The sequence below is a fragment of the Corynebacterium falsenii genome, from assembly GCF_020099275.1.
GTDB classification, from domain to species: Bacteria; Actinomycetota; Actinomycetes; order Mycobacteriales; family Mycobacteriaceae; genus Corynebacterium; species Corynebacterium falsenii.
Genome location: NZ_CP083646.1, coordinates 1,244,141 through 1,262,528, shown reverse-complemented (window position 1 = coordinate 1,262,528; position 18,388 = coordinate 1,244,141). Strand labels below are relative to the sequence as shown.

The following is an 18,388-nucleotide window of genomic DNA, read 5'->3' as shown; positions in this document are numbered from 1 at the left end:
TCAGCTCGCCTGGCCCTAAACCGGACCCTAGTAGCACACGTGCAGCTAAATTATGTACCGAAGGGGTACGCTCGGAGCTCGGAAATGTACATTTCGGGCTATCTTTTCGCAGCAGATTTGCTACACGGGGATCTGGCGGCCGCCCGATCCCCGTTTCACCGGCCGCCCTACTTCACCAGCCGCGCAATCGCAGCGGAAGCCTCATCCAGCTTCTCCTTGGCCTCGTCCCCGCCCTGCTGGGCCGCGTGGAGCACGCAATGCCCCATGTGATCATCCAGCAGCGCCAGCGACACCGACTTCAAGGCCGACTGCAGCGCGCTAATCTGCGTGAGGATGTCGATGCAGTATTGCTCCTCCTCCACCATGCGCTGAATCCCGCGCACCTGGCCTTCAATCCGGCGCAGGCGCGTCAGGTAGCGCTGCTTGTCCGACAGGTAGCCGTGCACAGCGTCATGCCCAGCGTCGTGCCCCGCACCATCACAAGCTTCGGCGCCGGCACCAACTCCAGCATCATCGTTCTGCATCAGTGGAATCCTCTCAGTCGCAGGCTGTTGCTCACCACGAACACACTCGACAGCGCCATCGCAGCGCCCGACAGCATCGGGTTCAGCAGCCCAAACGCCGCCAGCGGGATAGCCGCGGTGTTGTAAGCAAATGCCCAGAATAGGTTCATCTTGATCGTACGCAGCGTCTTGCGCGACAGACGCACCGCGTCCACTGCTGCATCGAGATCGTCGCGCACCAGCGTGATGTCCGCCGCCTCGATCGCGGCGTCCGTACCCGCGCCCATGGCGATGCCAAGGTCGGCCTGAGCCAGCGCCGCGGCGTCGTTGACGCCATCGCCGACCATCGCCACGACCTTGCCCTGCTGTTGCATCCGCTTGACGGCGTCGACCTTATCCTGCGGCATGACCTCCGCGAACACATCGTCGATGCCCACCTCAGCGGCCACGGATTGCGCTACGGCCTCCGAGTCGCCGGTCAGCAGCACGGTCGTGAGCCCCAGTTCCTGGAAGCGCCGGATCGCCTCAGCACTCGTGTCCTTGATGGTATCGGCCACCACGATCGTGCCGCAGTAGCGTCCGTCGATGCTGACGGGCACGGTCGTGGAGGTTTCGCCTTCTATATCCGACGCCACAACGTCCGCATCATCCCCCGTCACATAACCACGACCCACGGTGACCTCGGCCTCATGGGGCTCGCTGGAGTTTTGCGAGTCGCTGGAGGGGAGGGTGACCATGGCCCGCACTCCCCTACCTGCGGTGGTGTGGAAGTCGCGAGTGGCGGGCAGGGATGCGGAGTCGTCGTTCAGCGACTTCTTTGCGGCCTCGGCGATGGCCTTGGCGATGGGGTGCTCGGAGTTGTCTTCCACAGCACCGGCGATGCGGAGAAGATCGTCGGCGGAGTAGGTGCTCTCAGTGGCCTTAGCGTTCTCAGCGGCCTTAGTCGCCTCAGCGGTCCCAGTCGAGCCCTGACCGGAGCCGCGCGGGATGACCTTCTGTACGGACATGGTTCCCGTGGTGACGGTGCCGGTCTTGTCCAGCATGATCGTGTCGATGCCGCGCGCTTGCTCCAGCACTTCCGGCCCCTTGATGAGCACGCCCATTTGCGCGCCACGGCCGGTACCGACCAGCAGTGCGGTGGGTGTTGCCAAGCCTAGGGCGCAGGGGCATGCAATGATCAGAACAGCAACTGCGGTACTAAAGGCCGTTGCGGCGTCGGCGTGAACAACGAATAGCCACACTAAGAGCGTGAGCAGGGAAATCCCCATCACAACCGGGACGAATACACCGGAAACCTTGTCGGCAAGGCGCTGCACGTCGGCTTTGCCGGACTGTGCCTGCTCGATGAGGGCGGCCATTTGGGCGAGCTGGGTGTCGCTGCCCACCTTGGTGGCCTCTACGACGAGGCGGCCGGATTCGTTGATGGTTGCGCCGGTGACGGAATCGCCGGGCGTGACTTCGACGGGCACGGATTCGCCAGTGAGCATCGCTTCGTTGATGGCGCTGGAACCTTCGATGACGGTGCCGTCGGTGGCGATTTTCTCGCCGGGGCGCACGACGAAGCGCATGCCGACCTGCAGTTGGGAGATCGGGACGCGGGTTTCCTTGCCGTCGGTGAGGATGGCGACGTCCTTAGCCCCGAGATTGGTCAGGGCGCGGAGGGCATCACCGGCGCGGCGCTTGGAGCGCTTCTCAAAGTAGCGGCCGGCCAGGACGAAGGTGACCACGCCGGAGGCAACCTCGAGGTAGATGTCGCCCGCGGGATCACCGCCGCTGACGAAGATGTGCCAGCCGTGGGTCATGCCGGGTTCCCCAGCGCTGCCGAAGAACAGGGCGTAGAGGCTCCACAGGTAGGCAGCCATCGTGCCGACGGTGATGAGCGTGTCCATGGTGGCCGCACCGTGCTTGGCGTTGAGCCACGTGGCGCGGTGGAACGGCCAGCCAGCCCAGAGCACCACTGGGGAGGCCAGGGTGAGGCTGAGCCACTGCCAGTAAGTGAACTGCAGCGGCGGGATCATCGCGAGCAGGATCACTGGCACGGACAGCACCGTGGCGCCGATGAGGCGCTGGCGGAGGCTGGTGAGTTCGGGATCGTCCTTGATGCCCTGCTCGCCGGTTTCTGTGGCGGCGTTCTGGGTGGCGGCGCCCGCGGAGCCCGGCGCGCCTGCATCGGCGGCAGAACCCCCTGAATCAGCCTGGCCTCGCTGTCCCGGCTGGGACGAGGCGGCCTGAGTTGGCTCAGCCTGCTGGGCGGGAACCCGGGCGTGATATCCCAGCTTCTCCACGGTGTCGATGTAGCGCTGCGCGGAGGCCGGATCAGCGCCAACGTCACCGTCGGCTGCATCCTCGGCGTCGATGTGCGCCTTCTCGGTGGCGTAGTTCACGCTGGCGGTCACGCCGTCGAGCTTGTTGAGTTTCTTCTCGATGCGATTGGCGCACGACGCGCACGTCATGCCCTCGATCTCGAGATCGATGGTTGCCATTGCTCTCACCTAGTTACTGTTGCGTTGTCCCTCGTGGGGTTTCTTTCACTTCCCCACCATACCCCTAGGGGGTATGGGGTGCAATAGGTGATGCTTTAGCTCCCATCACATCCTTTAGTACCCGCGGGCAATCCATTCTTCGAGGTGGGGAGCTTCCTCGCCGATTTCCGTGGCGTCTCCGTGACCCGTGTAGACCTCGGTATCGCCCGGCAACGTCAGCAGCTTGTGCTTGATCGAATCGATGATGGTCGGGAAATCGCTGAAGGATCGCCCGGTAGCACCAGGTCCGCCAGCGAAGAGCGTATCTCCGGAGAACAGCACCTTCGCTTCCGGCAGATAGAACGTGCACGAACCCGGCGAGTGGCCGGGGGTGTTGAACACGTCTAGGCGAGTGCCCGCGATGCGGTAGTGCTGGCCCTCGTGAAGCTCCTGCTGTGGTGCGAACGCCGGATGGGTTTCGTTCCACAACATCCGGTCGCCCGGGTGCACGAAGATCTGGGTATCCAGCCCCCGCGCGAGCTGGGGTGCGACCGTGATGTGGTCATTGTGTGCGTGGGAGCACAGCACGCCGAGGACTTTCCGGTCACCGACAGCATCAATGATGGGTTGAGCCTCGTGGGCGGCGTCGATCACAAAGCATTCCGAGTCATCGCCGACGACCCAGATGTTGTTATCCACGTTCCACTCGCCACCGTCGAGGGCAAAGACGCCAGAGGTGACCACCCGGTCGATGCGCAGACCCGTTGCGGATCGGGCGCCAGACTGGGCACCGGTCTGTTGTTCAGAGTTGCCAGCCATTACAGTTCCACCACGCTTCGTAACACGTCGCCGGACTTCATCTTCTCGAAGGCTTCCTCAATGTCATCGAGGCTCACGCGCTCGTCGACGAAGCGATCCAGCGGGAAACGCCCCTCCTGGAACAGGTCCACGTACATCGGGAAATCCCGCTCCGGCAGGCAGTCGCCGTACCAGGAGGACTTCAGCGCGCCACCGTGGCCGAAGACATCCGCTAGGGGCAGTTCGAGGTTCATCTCCGGGGTGGGAACGCCCACGAGCACCAAGCGACCGGCAAGATCGCGCAGGTAGAACGCCTGCTTGTAGGTTGCGGGCAGGCCGACGGCGTCCACAACCACGTCCGTGCCGAAGCCACCGTTGATCTCCTGCACCTTGTTGATCAGCTCTTCGTCGCTGAGGTCCTTGGAGTTGATGGTGTGCGTGGCACCGAACTCTTCCTTGGCCCGCTTGAGCTTGGAATCGGAAATGTCAATGGCGATGATGGGGGTAGCACCCGCCAGCGATGCTCCCGCCACGGCCGCCATGCCCACGCCGCCGAGGCCGATCACGGCGATGGACTCGCCGCGGCCGACCTGGCCGGTGTTGACCGCAGCACCCAGGCCGGCCATCACACCGCAGCCCAGCAGACCTGCCACGGCCGGGTCGGCATCCTCGTTAACCTTCGTGCACTGTCCCTCGTGCACGAGGGTCTTTTCGGCAAACGCGCCGATGCCCAGCGCCGGTTCCAGCTCGGTGCCGTCCTCGAGCGTCATCTTCTTGGAAGCATTGTGGGTGTTGAAGCAGTACTTCGGCTCGCCCTTCTTGCAGGCACGGCATTCGCCGCACACTGCACGCCAGTTGAGCACCACGTAATCGCCGACCTTGACGTGGGTCACTCGATCACCGATTTGTTCGACGACGCCAGCAGCCTCATGCCCCAGGAGGAACGGATAGTCATCGGTGATGCCGCCCTCCTTGTAGGCCAGGTCGGTGTGGCATACGCCGCAGGCCTGAATTCGCACGATCACGTCATTGTCTCCGGGATCGGGGATCACGATGGTGGTCTTTTCCACCGGCTCGTTCTTCGCGCGGGAGATAATTCCCTTCACTTTGGTCGTCACAGCGTGCGCCTCACTAACTTGGTCACTTATTCGGTCATGTGCTTAGACACTTGCTCGGTCATCTTGTCGGCCACTGCCATGTGGGGTCGAGGACCTAAGCGTGCTTACTCCCCCATGGTTACCAAAAATGTGAACGCGCTGCTCAGAGCGCTTTTTGGCAATTGTTTCCATTAGGTTGAATGCAGTATGCTTACAGGGCGAACACGTTCGAGGGTCGGCCCACCAACCGACTCGTGAACCGTACTGATCCGAAGGAGTACAAGGATGATCCAGCTCGTAGTGGGAGCCGCCGCCGGTTACCTGATGGGTACAAAGGCGGGTCGCAGGCGCTACGAACAGATCCGCCGCGGGTACGAAACTGCCGTCAATTCGGATGTAACCAAGGCCGCCGTGCGCGCTGGCCGCAAGGCTCTCGCCAACCGTTTGGACCCGGATCCCCGCATGCACGAGGTGCGTGACCTCAACAAGGGAACGCGCGAGTCCTTGAGCGAGGGGCACGTCATCATCGAGCCCGATGATGCTCACCCGAATGATCAGGTAGATAAGCCCAAGCGCAACCCCTTCAAGCGATCCTAGAACGCTGCGGTCCGTTCGCGCGCATTGGCTTCGGTGGGGCTTTACCCTCGCTGCGCCAACGCAAATGGCAAGACGGCTCGTGCCCCCGCGAGCCGGAGCAGCCGGGCTGCCCATGCAAAACCCCAGCGGGACGAGAAATCGAGATCCACGAGCAACACCACCTTGCCTCTGACCGCGTCGGCAACATGATCAGGGACGTGCAGCGACGCAGCTAGGTTGCGTACTCGGTAGGCACTGTTGACGTCCCGCGGGCCCGGGTCGCTGATGTAGCTCAGTGCACCTGCATCCGTAAGGCGGCCCACGGTGGCGAGCCCTTCTGCCAAGGATCGCAGCGACCGCGGTCGATCATCGCTCGGCATACTCACCACGACCTCGGGGCGTTCCACCCAGTTCCATTCTGACAAGACCGTAATGCACGCTTGAGCTAGCGAGCGCGTCACAGGACCATCCTCGCCGCCCGGCTTAAGGAATTCCCGCAACTGCTGCCCCATGCCCAAATCTGTGAAGCGTGCGATGAATCGACCTTCCTCGCTGCGCTCCTCGCCAGGAATCTTGCCCTTAAGCTCCAGTCCCACCTTCGGAAGACCCGTCGGCCATTGCGCGCGCGGGTCAATGGGCTGACCGATCCGGCCGAGTTCCCCTCGGATCTTCTCCGTGGCGGCGTCATCAACGTCGGCGTCCCACCAGGGCGCGGTGCAATTATCGCAGCGACCGCAATCGCGAGCTCTAGGGTCATCAAGAGCCTCGGCTAACCAGCGCATTCGGCAGGTGGAGCTCCGCTCGTACTCAATCATCCCCTGGGCTTCTCGCTGGCGTGCCTCGGCCACGGCAGCGTAGCGCTGTGCGTCGTAGGTCCACGGCCGGCTGGTTGCGATGAACCCACCTTGTACCTGCTCGACCGCCCCATCGACCTGCAGCGTTTTCATCAACAAGGTCAGCCGACTGCGCTTGATTCCCACCATTGGCTCAATGGCTGGGATGGATAGCGGCCCCTGGGAGTCACGGAGAGCGCCGAGCACAGCGTTGGCCTCCTCCTCATCCGGCATGGATGCGGTCGCGAAGTACTCCCAAATGTCGGGATCCTCCGCGCCTGGCATGAGGAGCACGTCCGCGTGCTCGGTGGCGCGCCCCGCGCGACCAACCTGCTGGTAGTACGCAACGGCAGACGATGGCGCACCCAGGTGAATCACGAAGCCGAGGTCTGGCTTGTCGAAGCCCATGCCCAGGGCGCTCGTTGCCACGAGAGCCTTGACGTCGTTGTCTTGGAGCCTGCGCTCCAGAACTTCCCGGTCCTCCGCATCGGTTCGCCCTGTGTATGCGGCTACCTGCCAACCGGCCTCGGAGATCGCGCGTGCGACGTCCTCGGCCGCAGACACGGTGAGGACGTAGATGATTCCGCTGCCGGCCAGTTCCCCCAGGTGCTGCTGCAGCCAGGCAATTCTTCGCGCCATGGGTTGCGTGGGCATCACACCTAACCGCAACGAATCCCGGGCGAGCCCACCGCGGATCACGCGTGTTGACTGACCCAGTTGCGTGGCGACGTCGTCAACCACCCGCTCATTGGCGGTCGCAGTTGTGGCCAGCACGGGGAGTTCGGCGGGAAGTTCTGAGAGCAGCGTGCCGATGCGCCGATAGTCGGGGCGGAAATCGTGACCCCAGTCAGAGATGCAGTGAGCTTCGTCGACCACGATCATGCCGAGGCTGCTGAGAAGTTGGCCCAGCACCTCGTTGCGGAACCGTGGGTTGTTGAGCCGTTCTGGAGAGATGAGCAGAACATCCAGCTCATTGGAGTTGAGTTGCGCAACGACCTCTTGCCACTCCGTGACGTTGGAGGAATTGATAGTCGCGGCCCGAACCCCTGCCCTGCTCGCTGCGGCGACCTGGTCTCGCATTAGCGACAGCAGGGGCGAGATGATGACCGTGGGGCCGGCGCCGCGCTGTCGGAGAATCCGAGCGGCTACGAAGTACACGGCCGACTTGCCCCACCCCGTCCGCTGCACCACGAGCACTCGCTGGTGCTTGGCGACGAGCGCCTCGATGGCCTCGAACTGCCCGTCGCGGAAGTCGGCAGCGTCGTTCCCGGTCAGGTCGCGGAGGATTGACCTGGCCTCGGCGCGCAGGCTCTCGGACCCAGGAGCCCCGGTGGAGTCGTGGTGTTCTGGCATGGTCTTCACCCTAGCCAACACCCTCGCGCTTAACTGGTGAACTCCCCGTACGCTTCCGCCCGCTTGAGCAGCGATTGATGGTACTTCTCCAGCGCGATCACGTCCGCGAACAGCGCAAAGTACTCTTCCTTGTTTTCGTCCGCGCGCATGCGCTGAATCCGCGACTTCATCTCTGCGATCTCGTTGGCCACCCAATTGGCCTGCATCCGCGCCATGACGCCCGAGGCGTAGTACGGCAACCGTTCTTGCTGGCACCGAATGTCCTCGACCGCCAGCTCGCTGACCACCGCCGCGCCCATCGCATCGCCGAGCGCGCCGGCGACTTGGTCGATCCAGCCAGCTCCGCCCGCGGATTTCGCCGCCCCGCCGCTAGACGCAATAGCCTTCGCAATCGCCACATACGTGGGATGGAGGAAACTCTCCGGCGGCATGAGGTCGAAGATCGTACCGGCAAGCTGCGGCTCCTGCAGCGCCAGTTTGAGCACCTCTCTGGGGCCGAACAGCACGTCGTCGGCCGGGTTCGGCCGCTCCATGCCACTGACGGCCCGCAGGTTAGGTCGCCCACTTTCGTTCGACGCCACCCCGTGTCGACTAGCCTCAGCCTCCTGCTGCGCTCTGCGTTCGGCGCGGGCTGCACCTTGCTTGAGTTCCAGTTTCGGCTTCTGCGCGCGGGCGGACTTAATCGCCTTGGAGACCTCGGCGTACATCTCGTCCGGGTCCTGCACACCCACCCACTGCACGGCCTGCTGGGTGTACTTCATGCGGATCTGCTCGTCACGCACCGCAGCCAGCACGGGCGCCATGCGCCGAAGGGCGTTGACCTGTCCCTCCACGCTCGACGTATCGTATCCCGCGATGATGGAGCGGATCACGAACTCGAACAACGGTACCCGGCGCGCCACGAGGTCCCGCACGGCGGCGTCGCCGTGGTTCTGTCGCATGTCGCACGGATCCTGCCCGTCGGGTGCCACGGAGACGTAGCTGTATCCGGTGAGGTTCTGATCGCCCTCGAAGGCCCTGTTAGCGGCCTTCTGGCCCGCCTCATCGCCGTCGAAGACGTAGATGATCTCACCGCGGAAGAACTGGTCATCCAGCATGAACCGTCGCAACATCGCCAGGTGGTCGGTGCCGAAGGCGGTGCCACAGGCGGCCACGGCGGTTTCCACTCCGGCGGCGTGCATGGCCATCACGTCCGTGTAGCCTTCCACCACGACGGCCTGGTGGGAGGACGCGATGGCCTTCTTCGCGTGACCGATGCCGAACAGCACCTTGGACTTCTTGTACAGCATCGTCTCTGGGGTGTTCATGTACTTGCCCAGCTTGTCGTCGTCGAACAGCTTGCGGGCGCCGAAGCCGATCACATCCCCGGAAACGGACTTGATGGGCCACAGGAGGCGGCGATGGAAGCGATCGATGGGGCCGCGCTGTCCCATCCTTGAGAGCCCGGCGGCCTCCAGCTCCTTGAAGTTAAAGCCCTTTTGCAGCAGGTGCTTGGTGAGCTTGTCCCAGCCTGCGGGGGCGTAACCGCACCCGAAGTGGTGGGCATCGTCCATGGTGAAGCCGCGGTCGAGGAGGAACTGTCGCGCCACATCGGCGCCCTCAACGTCAGAGGTGAACTGCTGTTGGTAAAACTCGTGCGCGGCTTTGTTGGCGGCCACGAGGCGCTGGCGGGTTCCCGGTTCCTCGCGCCGCCCCGGTCCGCCGCCTTCGTAGTTGATGCGGTAGCCGATGCGCTCGGCGCACTGTTCCACAGCTTCGGGGAAGGTGACGTGTTCCATCTTCATAAGGAAGCTGAACACGTCCCCGCCCTCGCCGGTGGAGAAGCAGTGGAAGTACCCCTTGTTGGGACGCACGTGGAAAGAGGGCGTCTTTTCGTCCTTAAACGGGCTCAATCCTTTGAGGGAATCCACGCCACCGGGCTTGAGTTGGACATACTCCCCCACCACTTCCTCGATCGGGGTTTGTTCCCGGATCGCCGCGATGTCCCGCTCGGGAATACGTCCTCGTGCCATAACCGCCATGCTAGTTGTTCGACAAGACCGGTACCTCTTGTGGGACCGGAATCGGATGGGTATAGCCCCGTGGAGCTTTCATCCTGTTGGGGGCCCTTGTCCTTATCTAACCCAACGCGTCTAAAAAAATTCCTTTAACTACCCCCTCCAAATATGTTTTAGCGCATAAAGTTCTACCAAACACGAACATTCACCATCATTTCGCTCCGCGGGAGGACAACTATCATGGGTGGATCATCGACCCACTTTGACGTGCTTATCATCGGCTCCGGCTTCGGCGGATCCGTCAACGCTCTTCGGCTGACGGAGAAGGGCTACTCCGTGGGAGTCCTCGAGGCCGGACGGCGCTTCGAGGACAAGGAGTTCGCCAAGAACAGCTGGCACATCAAGGACTTCCTCTGGGCACCGAAGCTCGGCTGCTTCGGGATTCAGCGCATCCACCTCCTCAAGGACGTCATGGTCCTCGCCGGCGCCGGTGTGGGCGGCGGTTCCCTCAACTACGCCAACACGCTGTACAAGCCGGGATCGTCGTACTTCCAAGACAAGCAGTGGAACACCATCACGGATTGGGAGGAAGAGCTCTCCCCCTTCTACGACCAAGCCCGGAAGATGCTCGGTGTGGTGGACAACCCCACGATGACGCCCGCAGACAAGCTCACCAAGCAGGTCGCTGAGGAAATGGGCGTGGGCCATACCTTCCGGCTCACACCGGTTGGTGTGTTCTTCGGCGCCAAGACAGGGCTCGAGGGGGCACCTGGGAAGACGGTGAAAGATCCCTACTTTGGTGGCGTCGGGCCCGAAAGAACAGCCTGCACCGAATGTGGCGAGTGCATGACGGGATGCCGCCACGGAGCAAAGAACACCCTGCTGAAAAACTATCTTTACCTGGCCGAAAAGGGTGGCGCCAAGGTCTTCGACCGCACGACCGTCACCGATCTCGAGTTCGATGGGAACACCTGGACCGTCACCACCGAGGCCACCCGCACGGCGTGGAACCGGAAGAAGAACACGCGGACGTTCACGGCGGACAACGTCATCGTGGCCGCGGGCACGTGGGGCACCCAGAGCCTGCTGCACCGCCAGAAGGACAAGGGCAACCTGCCGAAGATCTCGGAGAAGCTGGGCCACCTCGCCCGCACGAACTCCGAGGCACTTCTGGGCGCGAACCGGATGACGTACGACCCCGACAACGATTACTCCGAAGGCGTGGCCATTACGTCCTCGTTCTTCCCCGCCCCGGACACGCACATCGAGCCGGTGCGCTACGGCAAGGGCTCCAACGCGATGGGGCTGCTGCAAACCCTCATGACGGACGGCGACAAGCTGCAGCCACGGTTCCTGGAATTCCTCAAGCAGCTCACTTTGAACGTCAAGGAAGTGCCGAGGATCTTCGATCTGCGGAAGTGGTCGCAGCGCACCGTCATCAACCTGGTGATGCAAACGCGCGACAACTCGTTGACGACGTTCACGAAGAAGATCGGCCCGTTCCGCACGCTGTCCTCGAAGCAGGGCACCGGGGAGCCGAATCCCTCGTGGATTCCGGAGGGCAATAAGGCCACGCGCATCCTGGCCAGCCTCATGCCCAAGGGCTTTGCCGGTGGGGTGTGGTCTGAGGTGTTCAATATCCCGCTGACGGCGCACTTCCTCGGCGGATGCGTGATCGGCACCTCGCCGGAACACGGTGTGGTGGATCCCTACCACCGCGTGTGGGGTTACCCCAGCCTCTACGTGTGCGATGGTTCCGCGATCACCGCCAACCCCGGTGTGAACCCCTCGCTGTCCATTACCGCCAACGCCGAGCGGTCCGCGGCCATGTGGCCGAATAAGGGTGAGGAGGATCCCCGCCCGAGCCAGCAGGAGGACTACCGCCGCGTGGCGCCGGTCGAGCCGCACAGTCCTGTGGTGCCGCCGAGCGCACCCGCTGCGTTGCGTCTACCCATTACCCCGGTGAAGACGGGCAGCGCTCAGCCTGTGGTTTAATTCCCCCATGGCATCGAAGGGCGCATCGTCACACAACTCGAATCGATCGACCAACCGGTCCGGCCGCAACGGCGGAGGAAGCGGAGGGTCGGGAAAAGGCGGAGGCAAGAAAAAGGGGCTCACGGCCCTCATTGGTGTCGCGGTTCCCATTGCTGCGGCGCTGGGCTGGTTCGGTACTCAGTCAGACGACGGGCACAGCAACGGCTCGAACTCTGCCTCCAGCACGGTCGCCAGCTCCACTGCTAAGCCTGGTTCACACAGTGGTTCGCAGAAGGGCTCGCAGAAGGGCTCGCCGAAGGACTCCTGCCCGTACAACTCCCTGCCGAAGGAAGCCCAAAAGCAGATCGACGATATCCTCACCGGTGCGCCGCCGGACGACGGCCCGAACGACGGCAAGCACTTCGGAAACTACGAAGGACGGCTCCCGAAGGAACCGTCCAGCTTCTACCGCGAGTACACGGTGAAAACTCCCGGGCTCAACCACCGTGGCGAGCGCCGCATCGTGGTCGGCGGCGGGTCCGATACCCGCCCCGAGGTGTGGTACTACAGCTCGGACCACTTCGAGAGCTTCTGCACCATCCCGCAGCCAGCGTCTCGCTAGGCGCTCACTGAGTTACCGGGCCTCGTGATCTCCCATAGCCGGAGTGGGGTTGGGGAGCCTGGTGGCGTCGACGGACGAAGGAACCTCGGTGAGAAAATCCCGCTCCTGCTTCCACACCCACCGCACGACGAAAGCCAGAGCGGTCAGCGTGAGGACAGCCTTAACGAGCATGCCGACCGGGCCGGAGCCGATGGGCATATTCCAGAAGAAATGCAGGAACCAGCCGAGGACAATTAGGCCGACGGCGGTGAGGAGCCCGGTGCGGAAACGACCCCAGATGCGGCCGAGAATGATCGCCACGCCGACACCGGCGATCGCAGACCACACCCAGTGCGAGCTCACGCCAATGATGGAGCGCAGGATCGTGGTGGACCAGGCGCCGGAGAGGTCGCTGTTGGCGTTATCGAAAGCGCCATTGGCTGCGTAGATGATGTTCTCCACGATCTGGAAACCCAAGCCCACGAACGCGCCGATGAGCAGGCCATGGATGGGGCGAGCCACCGCTGCCCCGGCGATGAGCATGATGAGGAGGATGCACAGGCCCTTGGACCATTCCTCCGTCATGGGGCCGGCCAACGCCGATTCCCACGCGGAACCGGCCTGCGCGCCGAGGATCTGTGGGACGGTGGCGTAGATGTACTCGTTGCCTTTGAGGGACACGGCGGTGGCAATCGTTCCACCAGCCACCGCGCCTGCGAGCAGGAGCCAGCCGGAGCGAGCGCCAAACGGGTCAAGGACGAGGATGACCAGGCCGAAGATGACCGCTGTGACGGCGATGAGCGGCAGCACGGTGCCGACTGCGAGCTGCGTGGAGCTCAACGCGGGCACTACGGCGGCAACGAGGTAGATCGTGCCGAGGCCGACGGCGAGGCAGTAGAGCCACCAGAGGGCGTTGGTCGGATGGAAGAACGCGCGCTCGGGGGTGGATGTAATGGCGGAATTGGAGGGCATGGAGGGCATGGAGGGCTTGGAGGGCATGGAAGGCGTGGGGGTGTTCATCGAGGTGGTCATTTACTTCGCCTCCTGGTTGTCCGACGGGCGGGAATCGTTCTGGGTGTTGGTGGTGCCGGTGTACAGGGAATCGAGCAGCGGCTGGATGTCGTAGGCGCTGGCCTGGTTCGGGCCGAGCGAGACGATGGAGACGACCTGCGAGCCGCTGGTGACTACTGCGCAGTCGCCGACGGTGTTGGCGGTGGGCTTAACTGCGATGCAACCCTTGCCGGTGAACCCCGCGCCACCGCGGCGGGTCTGGTCGGTGAAGGAGGCGCTGATGCCATCGCGCTCGAGCGCGGCCTTGCGGCGTTGCTGGGCGGCGGAGGCATCGGTGACTCCGCCGACGAGTTCGACGGAGACGGTGCGGTCACCCTTCGTGAAGGTGGCCGCCGACGCCTTGCGGGAGGTCGGGAAGGTCCAGCCTTCAGGTGCGGTGAAGGACACTGTGGAATCTGCTGCGGCGATGGTGACGGTGTCGTTCGCGCCGGTGGTCTTTTCGTGGGTACCCACCATGGCGGACACTCCCTGCGGGATGAGCCAGGTGGCACACAGACCTAGGACGATGGCACCGGCGAGGGGCCAGTGGCGGACAGAGCGAACCTGCGAGCTCGCGTGCGAGATGGTGGAACGGGTTCGTGCCCACGGTGAGGGCTTCGGAGCCAAATCTACTTTTCTGCTTTCTATGGTTTGTGGGTTGGCGCGGTCGCTAGGGCAGCTAGCGCCTTAAGGGGCCTGCGGACCGCTGAAATTGAGTGACCTGAGGGGTGTGGCACATCGTGAGGGGAAATGCGAGAGCTTGCGATGGAGCGCATGGCCGTGCAAGGCCGTGCAACGGAGTGCGAGGTCTCGATGGCCCTCTGGCGACACTGCGAATGCCAGAGGGGCTGTTAGTGCGCACTAACTTCCATCAAGATGTTGAACACTATAACTGATAAATTGTTGAACAATCTAAACGGGAAAATGTGATTTCCGACTCACATTCACCGTTTCGGGTTTTTGGCCCCAGGCCAGATTCAGCCTAGGCCCACGCGGCGCTCATGCCCCCAGCCTGCTTATCCAGCCGCTCCAACCGCGATTCCGTCAGCGACGCCACCTGGTCAATCACCACCCGCTTCGCCTCCGCATCTGAGCCCGCCGCCTCGAACCACGCTGCGAACTGTGGATCCAGCGCCCCCGCTCCGCTGCGCCACAGGAAGTCCGTCACGCGGAAGATCCGATCCCGCTGCCGCTCCTGATTCGCCAAGTGCTGCTGCTCGTCCATCACGTACAGCACGGCCACGGACTTCAGCAGCGTCACCTCCGCCTGCACGCTCTCCGGCACCACGAGATCGGCCGCGTACCGACCCACGCCCCCACCGGGAAACGCCTTCTTCGTGCTACTCACCGCAGCAGTCACAAACCGCGAGACCAGCTCGGAGGTCATGGCCTTCAACCCCGCCAGATCCGCCAGCGACCCGTGGAAGTCCGCCGCGCGGCTCACCAACGTCATGGCGCGCAGCCGATCAGCCGCGGCCAGCAGCTCCTCCGGGGTGCCGCCAAACGCGGCCGCTCCCTTCTCCGCCAGGGCAGCCAGCTCCACGAGGTCCCACAGCACCTCCAAGCTAATGCGGCCGGACAAGATGCCGTCCTCGACGTCGTGCACCGAGTAAGCCACGTCGTCTGACCAGTCCATAATCTGCGCTTCCAGGCACCGCCGCTCCCCCGGCGCGCCTTCGCGGGCCCACTCCAGCACGGGCAGGTCGTCGGCGTATGCGGAGTATTTCCGCCGCCGAGTGCCATCGGCCGCCACCGGCCCCCACGGGTACTTGCACGCCGCATCCAAGCTGGCGCGCGTGAGGTTGAGACCATACGATCGCCCCTCGCCATCCAGCGCCTTCGGCTCCAGTCGGCACAGGATCCGCAGCGTCTGCGCGTTGCCCTCGAAACCACCGCAGTCTGCCGCCGCCTCGTCTAGTGCCCGCTCACCGTTGTGCCCGTACGGCGGGTGGCCAATGTCGTGGCTCAACCCCGCCAGCTCCGTGAGGTCCGGGTCGGCGCCGAGTGTCTTTCCGATCCCCCGCGCGATCTGCGCGACCTCGAGCGAGTGCGTCAGCCGGGTCCGCGGCGTATCCCCCGATCCGGGCCCCACCACCTGCGTCTTATCCGCCAGTCGCCGCAGCGCCGCCGAGTGCAGCACCCTGGCGCGATCGCGGTCAAAGTCATCGCGACCATCGGTCACTGCCCCGGGCAAGCCCAGCGTTTTCGCCGGCACACCCAGCATCCTCGCGCGGTCATGGTCGGTGTAGCGGTAAGGGGTCACCATGGCGTCGAACTCCGAAGAGCGTTGATAACGGGCTCAGCGGAACCGGCGTTGATCCGCAGGCCCGGGCGCTCCCGCTCGATCACTTCGTAGTAGAGCATGCCGCCGGTCTCGTGGAGGATGCTGTTGAACTGCGCGCTGCGGGTCGCCACGCTAGGCCCCTGGCGGGTGGGCGAGCCCCACGCGATGATGCCCTGATCCTGCACCATGCGGGTGGCACGCAGGCTGTGGGCAGGGTCAGTAACAACGACCGCGCTCGTCCATCCATTGTCGCGCGCCATCGTGGCGAACGCCTCAGCGGAGGTGAGCGTGTCCACGCCCTCATTGACCTCCACCACCGCGCTGGACGGCACGTCGAGAGTGTTGACCAGGTAGTCCTTGCCCGCCTGCGCTTCGGTGAATCGGTCGCCTTCCCTCTTACCGCCGACGGTTACGATCGTGGGTGCCACGCCCTCCTCGTAGAGGTCCGCCGCATGCTGCAGCCGGGCGGCCAGCCACTCGCTGGGGCGTCCGTCGTATTGCGCAGCGCCGAGCACGAAAATCGTGTTCGCGTGGTCGTGGTTGTCCTGCCTTGCGAAGTACCACACATGCGCTGCCGTTGCCGTGGCGATCAAAGCCGCGACCAGCAGCGTGCCAAACACGAGGTAGACGATGGATCTGACGATCCAACCAATACCCTGAGAGAGAAAGCGCATGGTTTGCACCATACGCTGTCCCGATGCGATTTTCCGTTAAGGTGGGCTGCATGAGCGCGAATTTTCTTCCCCGCTGTGCCGCTTCGCTGGCCATCGCCGGTCTCGTTGGGATCGGGTCTGGCCTGCTCCCGGCCGCCGTGTCCCCCACCTCTTTTGTAGTTGACGCCGCAACGCCTGTGATGCTGAACTCACAGCTCGTTGACGACGCTGGCGTGATCAAGGGCTCGCAGAAAGGCGAGATCGAATCTGCGCTGAAGGAAGGCATCAGCAAGTCCAACATCAAGCTATACGAGGTCTTCGTCACCGACGCTCCCGGTGGCGTGAAGGTCTACGCCGAGCAGCTTCGGCAGCAAAACAACACGTCCAACGTGATGATCATGGTGGTAGACACCAAGAATTCCCAGGCCGGCTGGGCAGTCGGCTCGGACGTGCGCGACTCCGAAGCGAAGGATATTCTCAACGCCGCCCAGAAGTCCTTTACCAACGGCGATTTCACTCAAGGTGCCCAGGACGCCGCCGATGCGGTGGCAAAGAAGACCTCCGCCAGCTCGAAGGTCTGGATGGGCGCCGGTGCGGTGGTGCTTCTCGGTGGTGGCGCCGGTGCCGTAATCTGGTCGAAGAAGCGCCGCCGCCAGCAGGACAAGGAGCAGCTCGAGGCGGCCCGGACGATTGAGCCGGATGCCACAACCGATCTCGCCCAGCAGCCCACCCCCGTGTTGCGCACGCTCGCGCAGGAGGAACTGGGTAGTACCGACGAATCGATCCGCAAGGGCGAGGAGGAGTTGGGCGTCGCCGTTGGGGAGTTCGGTGAAACCCGCACCGCCGATCTGGCAAAGGCGCTCGCCCACAGCCGCACCACGCTGAACAAGGCCTACGGGAAGCATCAGCGCATCCGGTCTGGACTAGTCAGCACCGAGGATGAGGAGCGCGCGCTGCTGATCGACATCATCTCCAGTTGCGGCTCGGCCGATAAGAATCTGGACGAGCAGGCCGATCGGTTTGAGCAGCTGCGCCAGAAGCTCATCCACGCGCCCGAGGACGCGGACAAGCTCGTGCAGATGACCGTGTCGCTACGCAGCCGCATTCCTGGGGCTGAGGCGATCTTGGAAGATCTCAAGACCCGCGTGGACCCGGAACTGTTGACCTCCATCGAGCACAACCCGCAGATCGCGGAAGAGGAGATCAAGCAGGCTGAGGCGGCCATCGACAAGGCACGGCAACTGCTGAGCCGCCCGGCGGGCCAGCAGGGCGGACTTGTTGACGCTTTGGGCGCGGCGCGCATGGCCATCCAGCAGGCCGATTCGCAGCTCGTGGCGGTGGAGGAGGCCGAGGATCACCTCACTGCGGCGAGGACGAACCTGGGTGCCCTCATCACGGAAGTCGAGCAGGAAATCGGCGAGGCCGGGCAGCTGCGCAATTCCAGCGCGAGCGTCAACCAGCAAGCACTGGATGGTGCCGTTGCCCAGGCTCAGCAGGCTTTACAGCAGGCGCGGGAGCGCGGCGACAAGGACCCGCTGGGATGCTACTCTGCACTGCTCGAGGCAGACGGTGCGCTGGACATTCAGCTCGACGAAGCGCGCGGGGCAGCCAACGATTTCCGGCGCACCGTGGAAATGGTGGATCGCACCATCACCGACGTGGAGCAGCGGCTCAAGGGCGTGGAGGACACGATCCGCAACCGCCGCAGCATCATCGGCGTAGATACCCGCACGGCGGCGCAAGCGGCGCGGGATGCCCTGAACGCGGCCTACGATCTACGCACGAAGGATCCCAAGCAGGCGTTCCTTGCAGCTCAGCAGGCCAGCCAGTTGGCGAACCAGGCGCTGATGTCGGCACGTGACGATATCGACCGGTTCAATCGCCACAACTCCGGCGGCTACGGCGGCGGTGGCAACGGAATGCTCACCGGCTTGGTGCTGGGCTCGCTGTTGAGTGGCCACGGTGGCTTCGGCGGATTCGGCGGCTACGGTGGTGGCTTCGGCGGCGGATTCGGAGGCGGCGGCGGCTTCGATGGCGGCGGCTTCGGCGGCAGTGGAGACATGAGCTTCTAGTTCGGCAGCTCGGCCGGCTGGGGGCCGGCTGGAGGTCGGCTGGGGGCACAGTAACGCACAGCGAGGCACAGCGAGGCACGGAATAGCAAAGCCCGCCACCGCTCTTCCCCGATGGGAAGGCTGGTGGCGGGCTTT

The 18,388-nt window shown here is 63.9% G+C and carries 14 protein-coding genes; 4 read left to right on the top strand and 10 right to left on the bottom strand.

Annotation, left to right across the window (positions count from 1 at the left end; translation table 11 throughout):
- Positions 1-167: 167 nt before the first annotated feature.
- The 4 genes from LA343_RS05560 to LA343_RS05545 all read right to left on the bottom strand — a co-directional run bounded on the left by LA343_RS05560 (position 168) and on the right by LA343_RS05545 (position 4,881).
- Positions 168-524: a metal-sensitive transcriptional regulator gene (locus tag LA343_RS05560; protein ID WP_182840935.1), complete on the bottom strand. Its 357-nt coding sequence runs from the start codon at positions 522-524 to the stop codon at positions 168-170.
- Positions 524-2,986 carry a heavy metal translocating P-type ATPase gene (locus LA343_RS05555; RefSeq protein WP_025402361.1) on the bottom strand — a complete coding sequence of 821 codons (2,463 nt, stop codon included), beginning with the start codon at positions 2,984-2,986 and terminating at the stop codon, positions 524-526. Before LA343_RS05555 ends, LA343_RS05560 begins: the two co-directional genes overlap by 1 nt.
- A gap of 114 nt (positions 2,987-3,100) precedes the next feature.
- Entirely contained in the window at positions 3,101-3,784 is a 684-nt protein-coding gene (locus LA343_RS05550; protein ID WP_025402360.1) for an MBL fold metallo-hydrolase, read from the bottom strand.
- Positions 3,784-4,881, bottom strand: coding sequence for an S-(hydroxymethyl)mycothiol dehydrogenase (locus LA343_RS05545; protein ID WP_025402359.1), 1,098 nt, complete (start codon positions 4,879-4,881; stop codon positions 3,784-3,786). The genes LA343_RS05550 and LA343_RS05545 overlap by 1 nt, the downstream gene beginning before the upstream one ends.
- 264 nt (positions 4,882-5,145) lie before the next feature.
- Here LA343_RS05545 and LA343_RS05540 point away from each other — a divergent pair, with 264 nt between their 5' ends.
- On the top strand, positions 5,146-5,457 hold the full coding sequence (locus LA343_RS05540; protein ID WP_025402358.1) for a hypothetical protein: 312 nt from the start codon (positions 5,146-5,148) through the stop codon (positions 5,455-5,457).
- 41 nt (positions 5,458-5,498) lie between these two features.
- On the opposite strand, the gene LA343_RS05535 is transcribed toward LA343_RS05540, so the two are convergent.
- Together LA343_RS05535 and dnaG are read right to left on the bottom strand one after the other, a co-directional pair.
- Positions 5,499-7,622: a RecQ family ATP-dependent DNA helicase gene (locus LA343_RS05535; protein ID WP_025402357.1), complete on the bottom strand. Its 2,124-nt coding sequence runs from the start codon at positions 7,620-7,622 to the stop codon at positions 5,499-5,501.
- 29 nt (positions 7,623-7,651) lie between these two features.
- Entirely contained in the window at positions 7,652-9,634 is a 1,983-nt protein-coding gene (dnaG, locus tag LA343_RS05530) for a DNA primase (RefSeq protein WP_025402356.1), read from the bottom strand.
- A 225-nt stretch (positions 9,635-9,859) separates the two neighbouring features.
- On the opposite strand from dnaG, the gene LA343_RS05525 reads away from it, so the two are divergent.
- The gene (locus LA343_RS05525) at positions 9,860-11,614 is read left to right on the top strand and encodes an FAD-dependent oxidoreductase (protein WP_025402355.1); all 1,755 of its coding nucleotides are present in this window, start codon (positions 9,860-9,862) and stop codon (positions 11,612-11,614) included.
- Positions 11,615-11,621: 7 nt separating this feature from the next.
- A complete protein-coding gene (locus tag LA343_RS05520; protein ID WP_025402354.1) occupies positions 11,622-12,215 on the top strand; it encodes a ribonuclease domain-containing protein in 594 nt (197 codons plus the stop codon).
- Positions 12,216-12,227: 12 nt separating this feature from the next.
- Here LA343_RS05520 and LA343_RS05515 read toward each other — a convergent pair whose 3' ends face one another.
- The 4 genes from LA343_RS05515 to LA343_RS05500 form a co-directional block, all read right to left on the bottom strand.
- Positions 12,228-13,226 carry a PrsW family intramembrane metalloprotease gene (locus LA343_RS05515; RefSeq protein ID WP_025402353.1) on the bottom strand — a complete coding sequence of 333 codons (999 nt, stop codon included), beginning with the start codon at positions 13,224-13,226 and terminating at the stop codon, positions 12,228-12,230.
- Positions 13,227-13,871 carry a hypothetical protein gene (locus LA343_RS05510; RefSeq protein ID WP_119664568.1) on the bottom strand — a complete coding sequence of 215 codons (645 nt, stop codon included), beginning with the start codon at positions 13,869-13,871 and terminating at the stop codon, positions 13,227-13,229.
- A gap of 355 nt (positions 13,872-14,226) precedes the next feature.
- Entirely contained in the window at positions 14,227-15,510 is a 1,284-nt protein-coding gene (locus LA343_RS05505) for a deoxyguanosinetriphosphate triphosphohydrolase (RefSeq protein ID WP_025402351.1), read from the bottom strand.
- Positions 15,504-16,202 (bottom strand): YdcF family protein, encoded by a 699-nt coding sequence (locus LA343_RS05500; protein WP_119664675.1) that lies wholly within the window; start codon positions 16,200-16,202, stop codon positions 15,504-15,506. Before LA343_RS05500 ends, LA343_RS05505 begins: the two co-directional genes overlap by 7 nt.
- Positions 16,203-16,252: 50 nt before the next feature.
- Here LA343_RS05500 and LA343_RS05495 point away from each other — a divergent pair, with 50 nt between their 5' ends.
- Positions 16,253-18,253 (top strand): TPM domain-containing protein, encoded by a 2,001-nt coding sequence (locus tag LA343_RS05495; RefSeq protein ID WP_025402349.1) that lies wholly within the window; start codon positions 16,253-16,255, stop codon positions 18,251-18,253.
- Positions 18,254-18,388 lie beyond the last annotated feature (135 nt).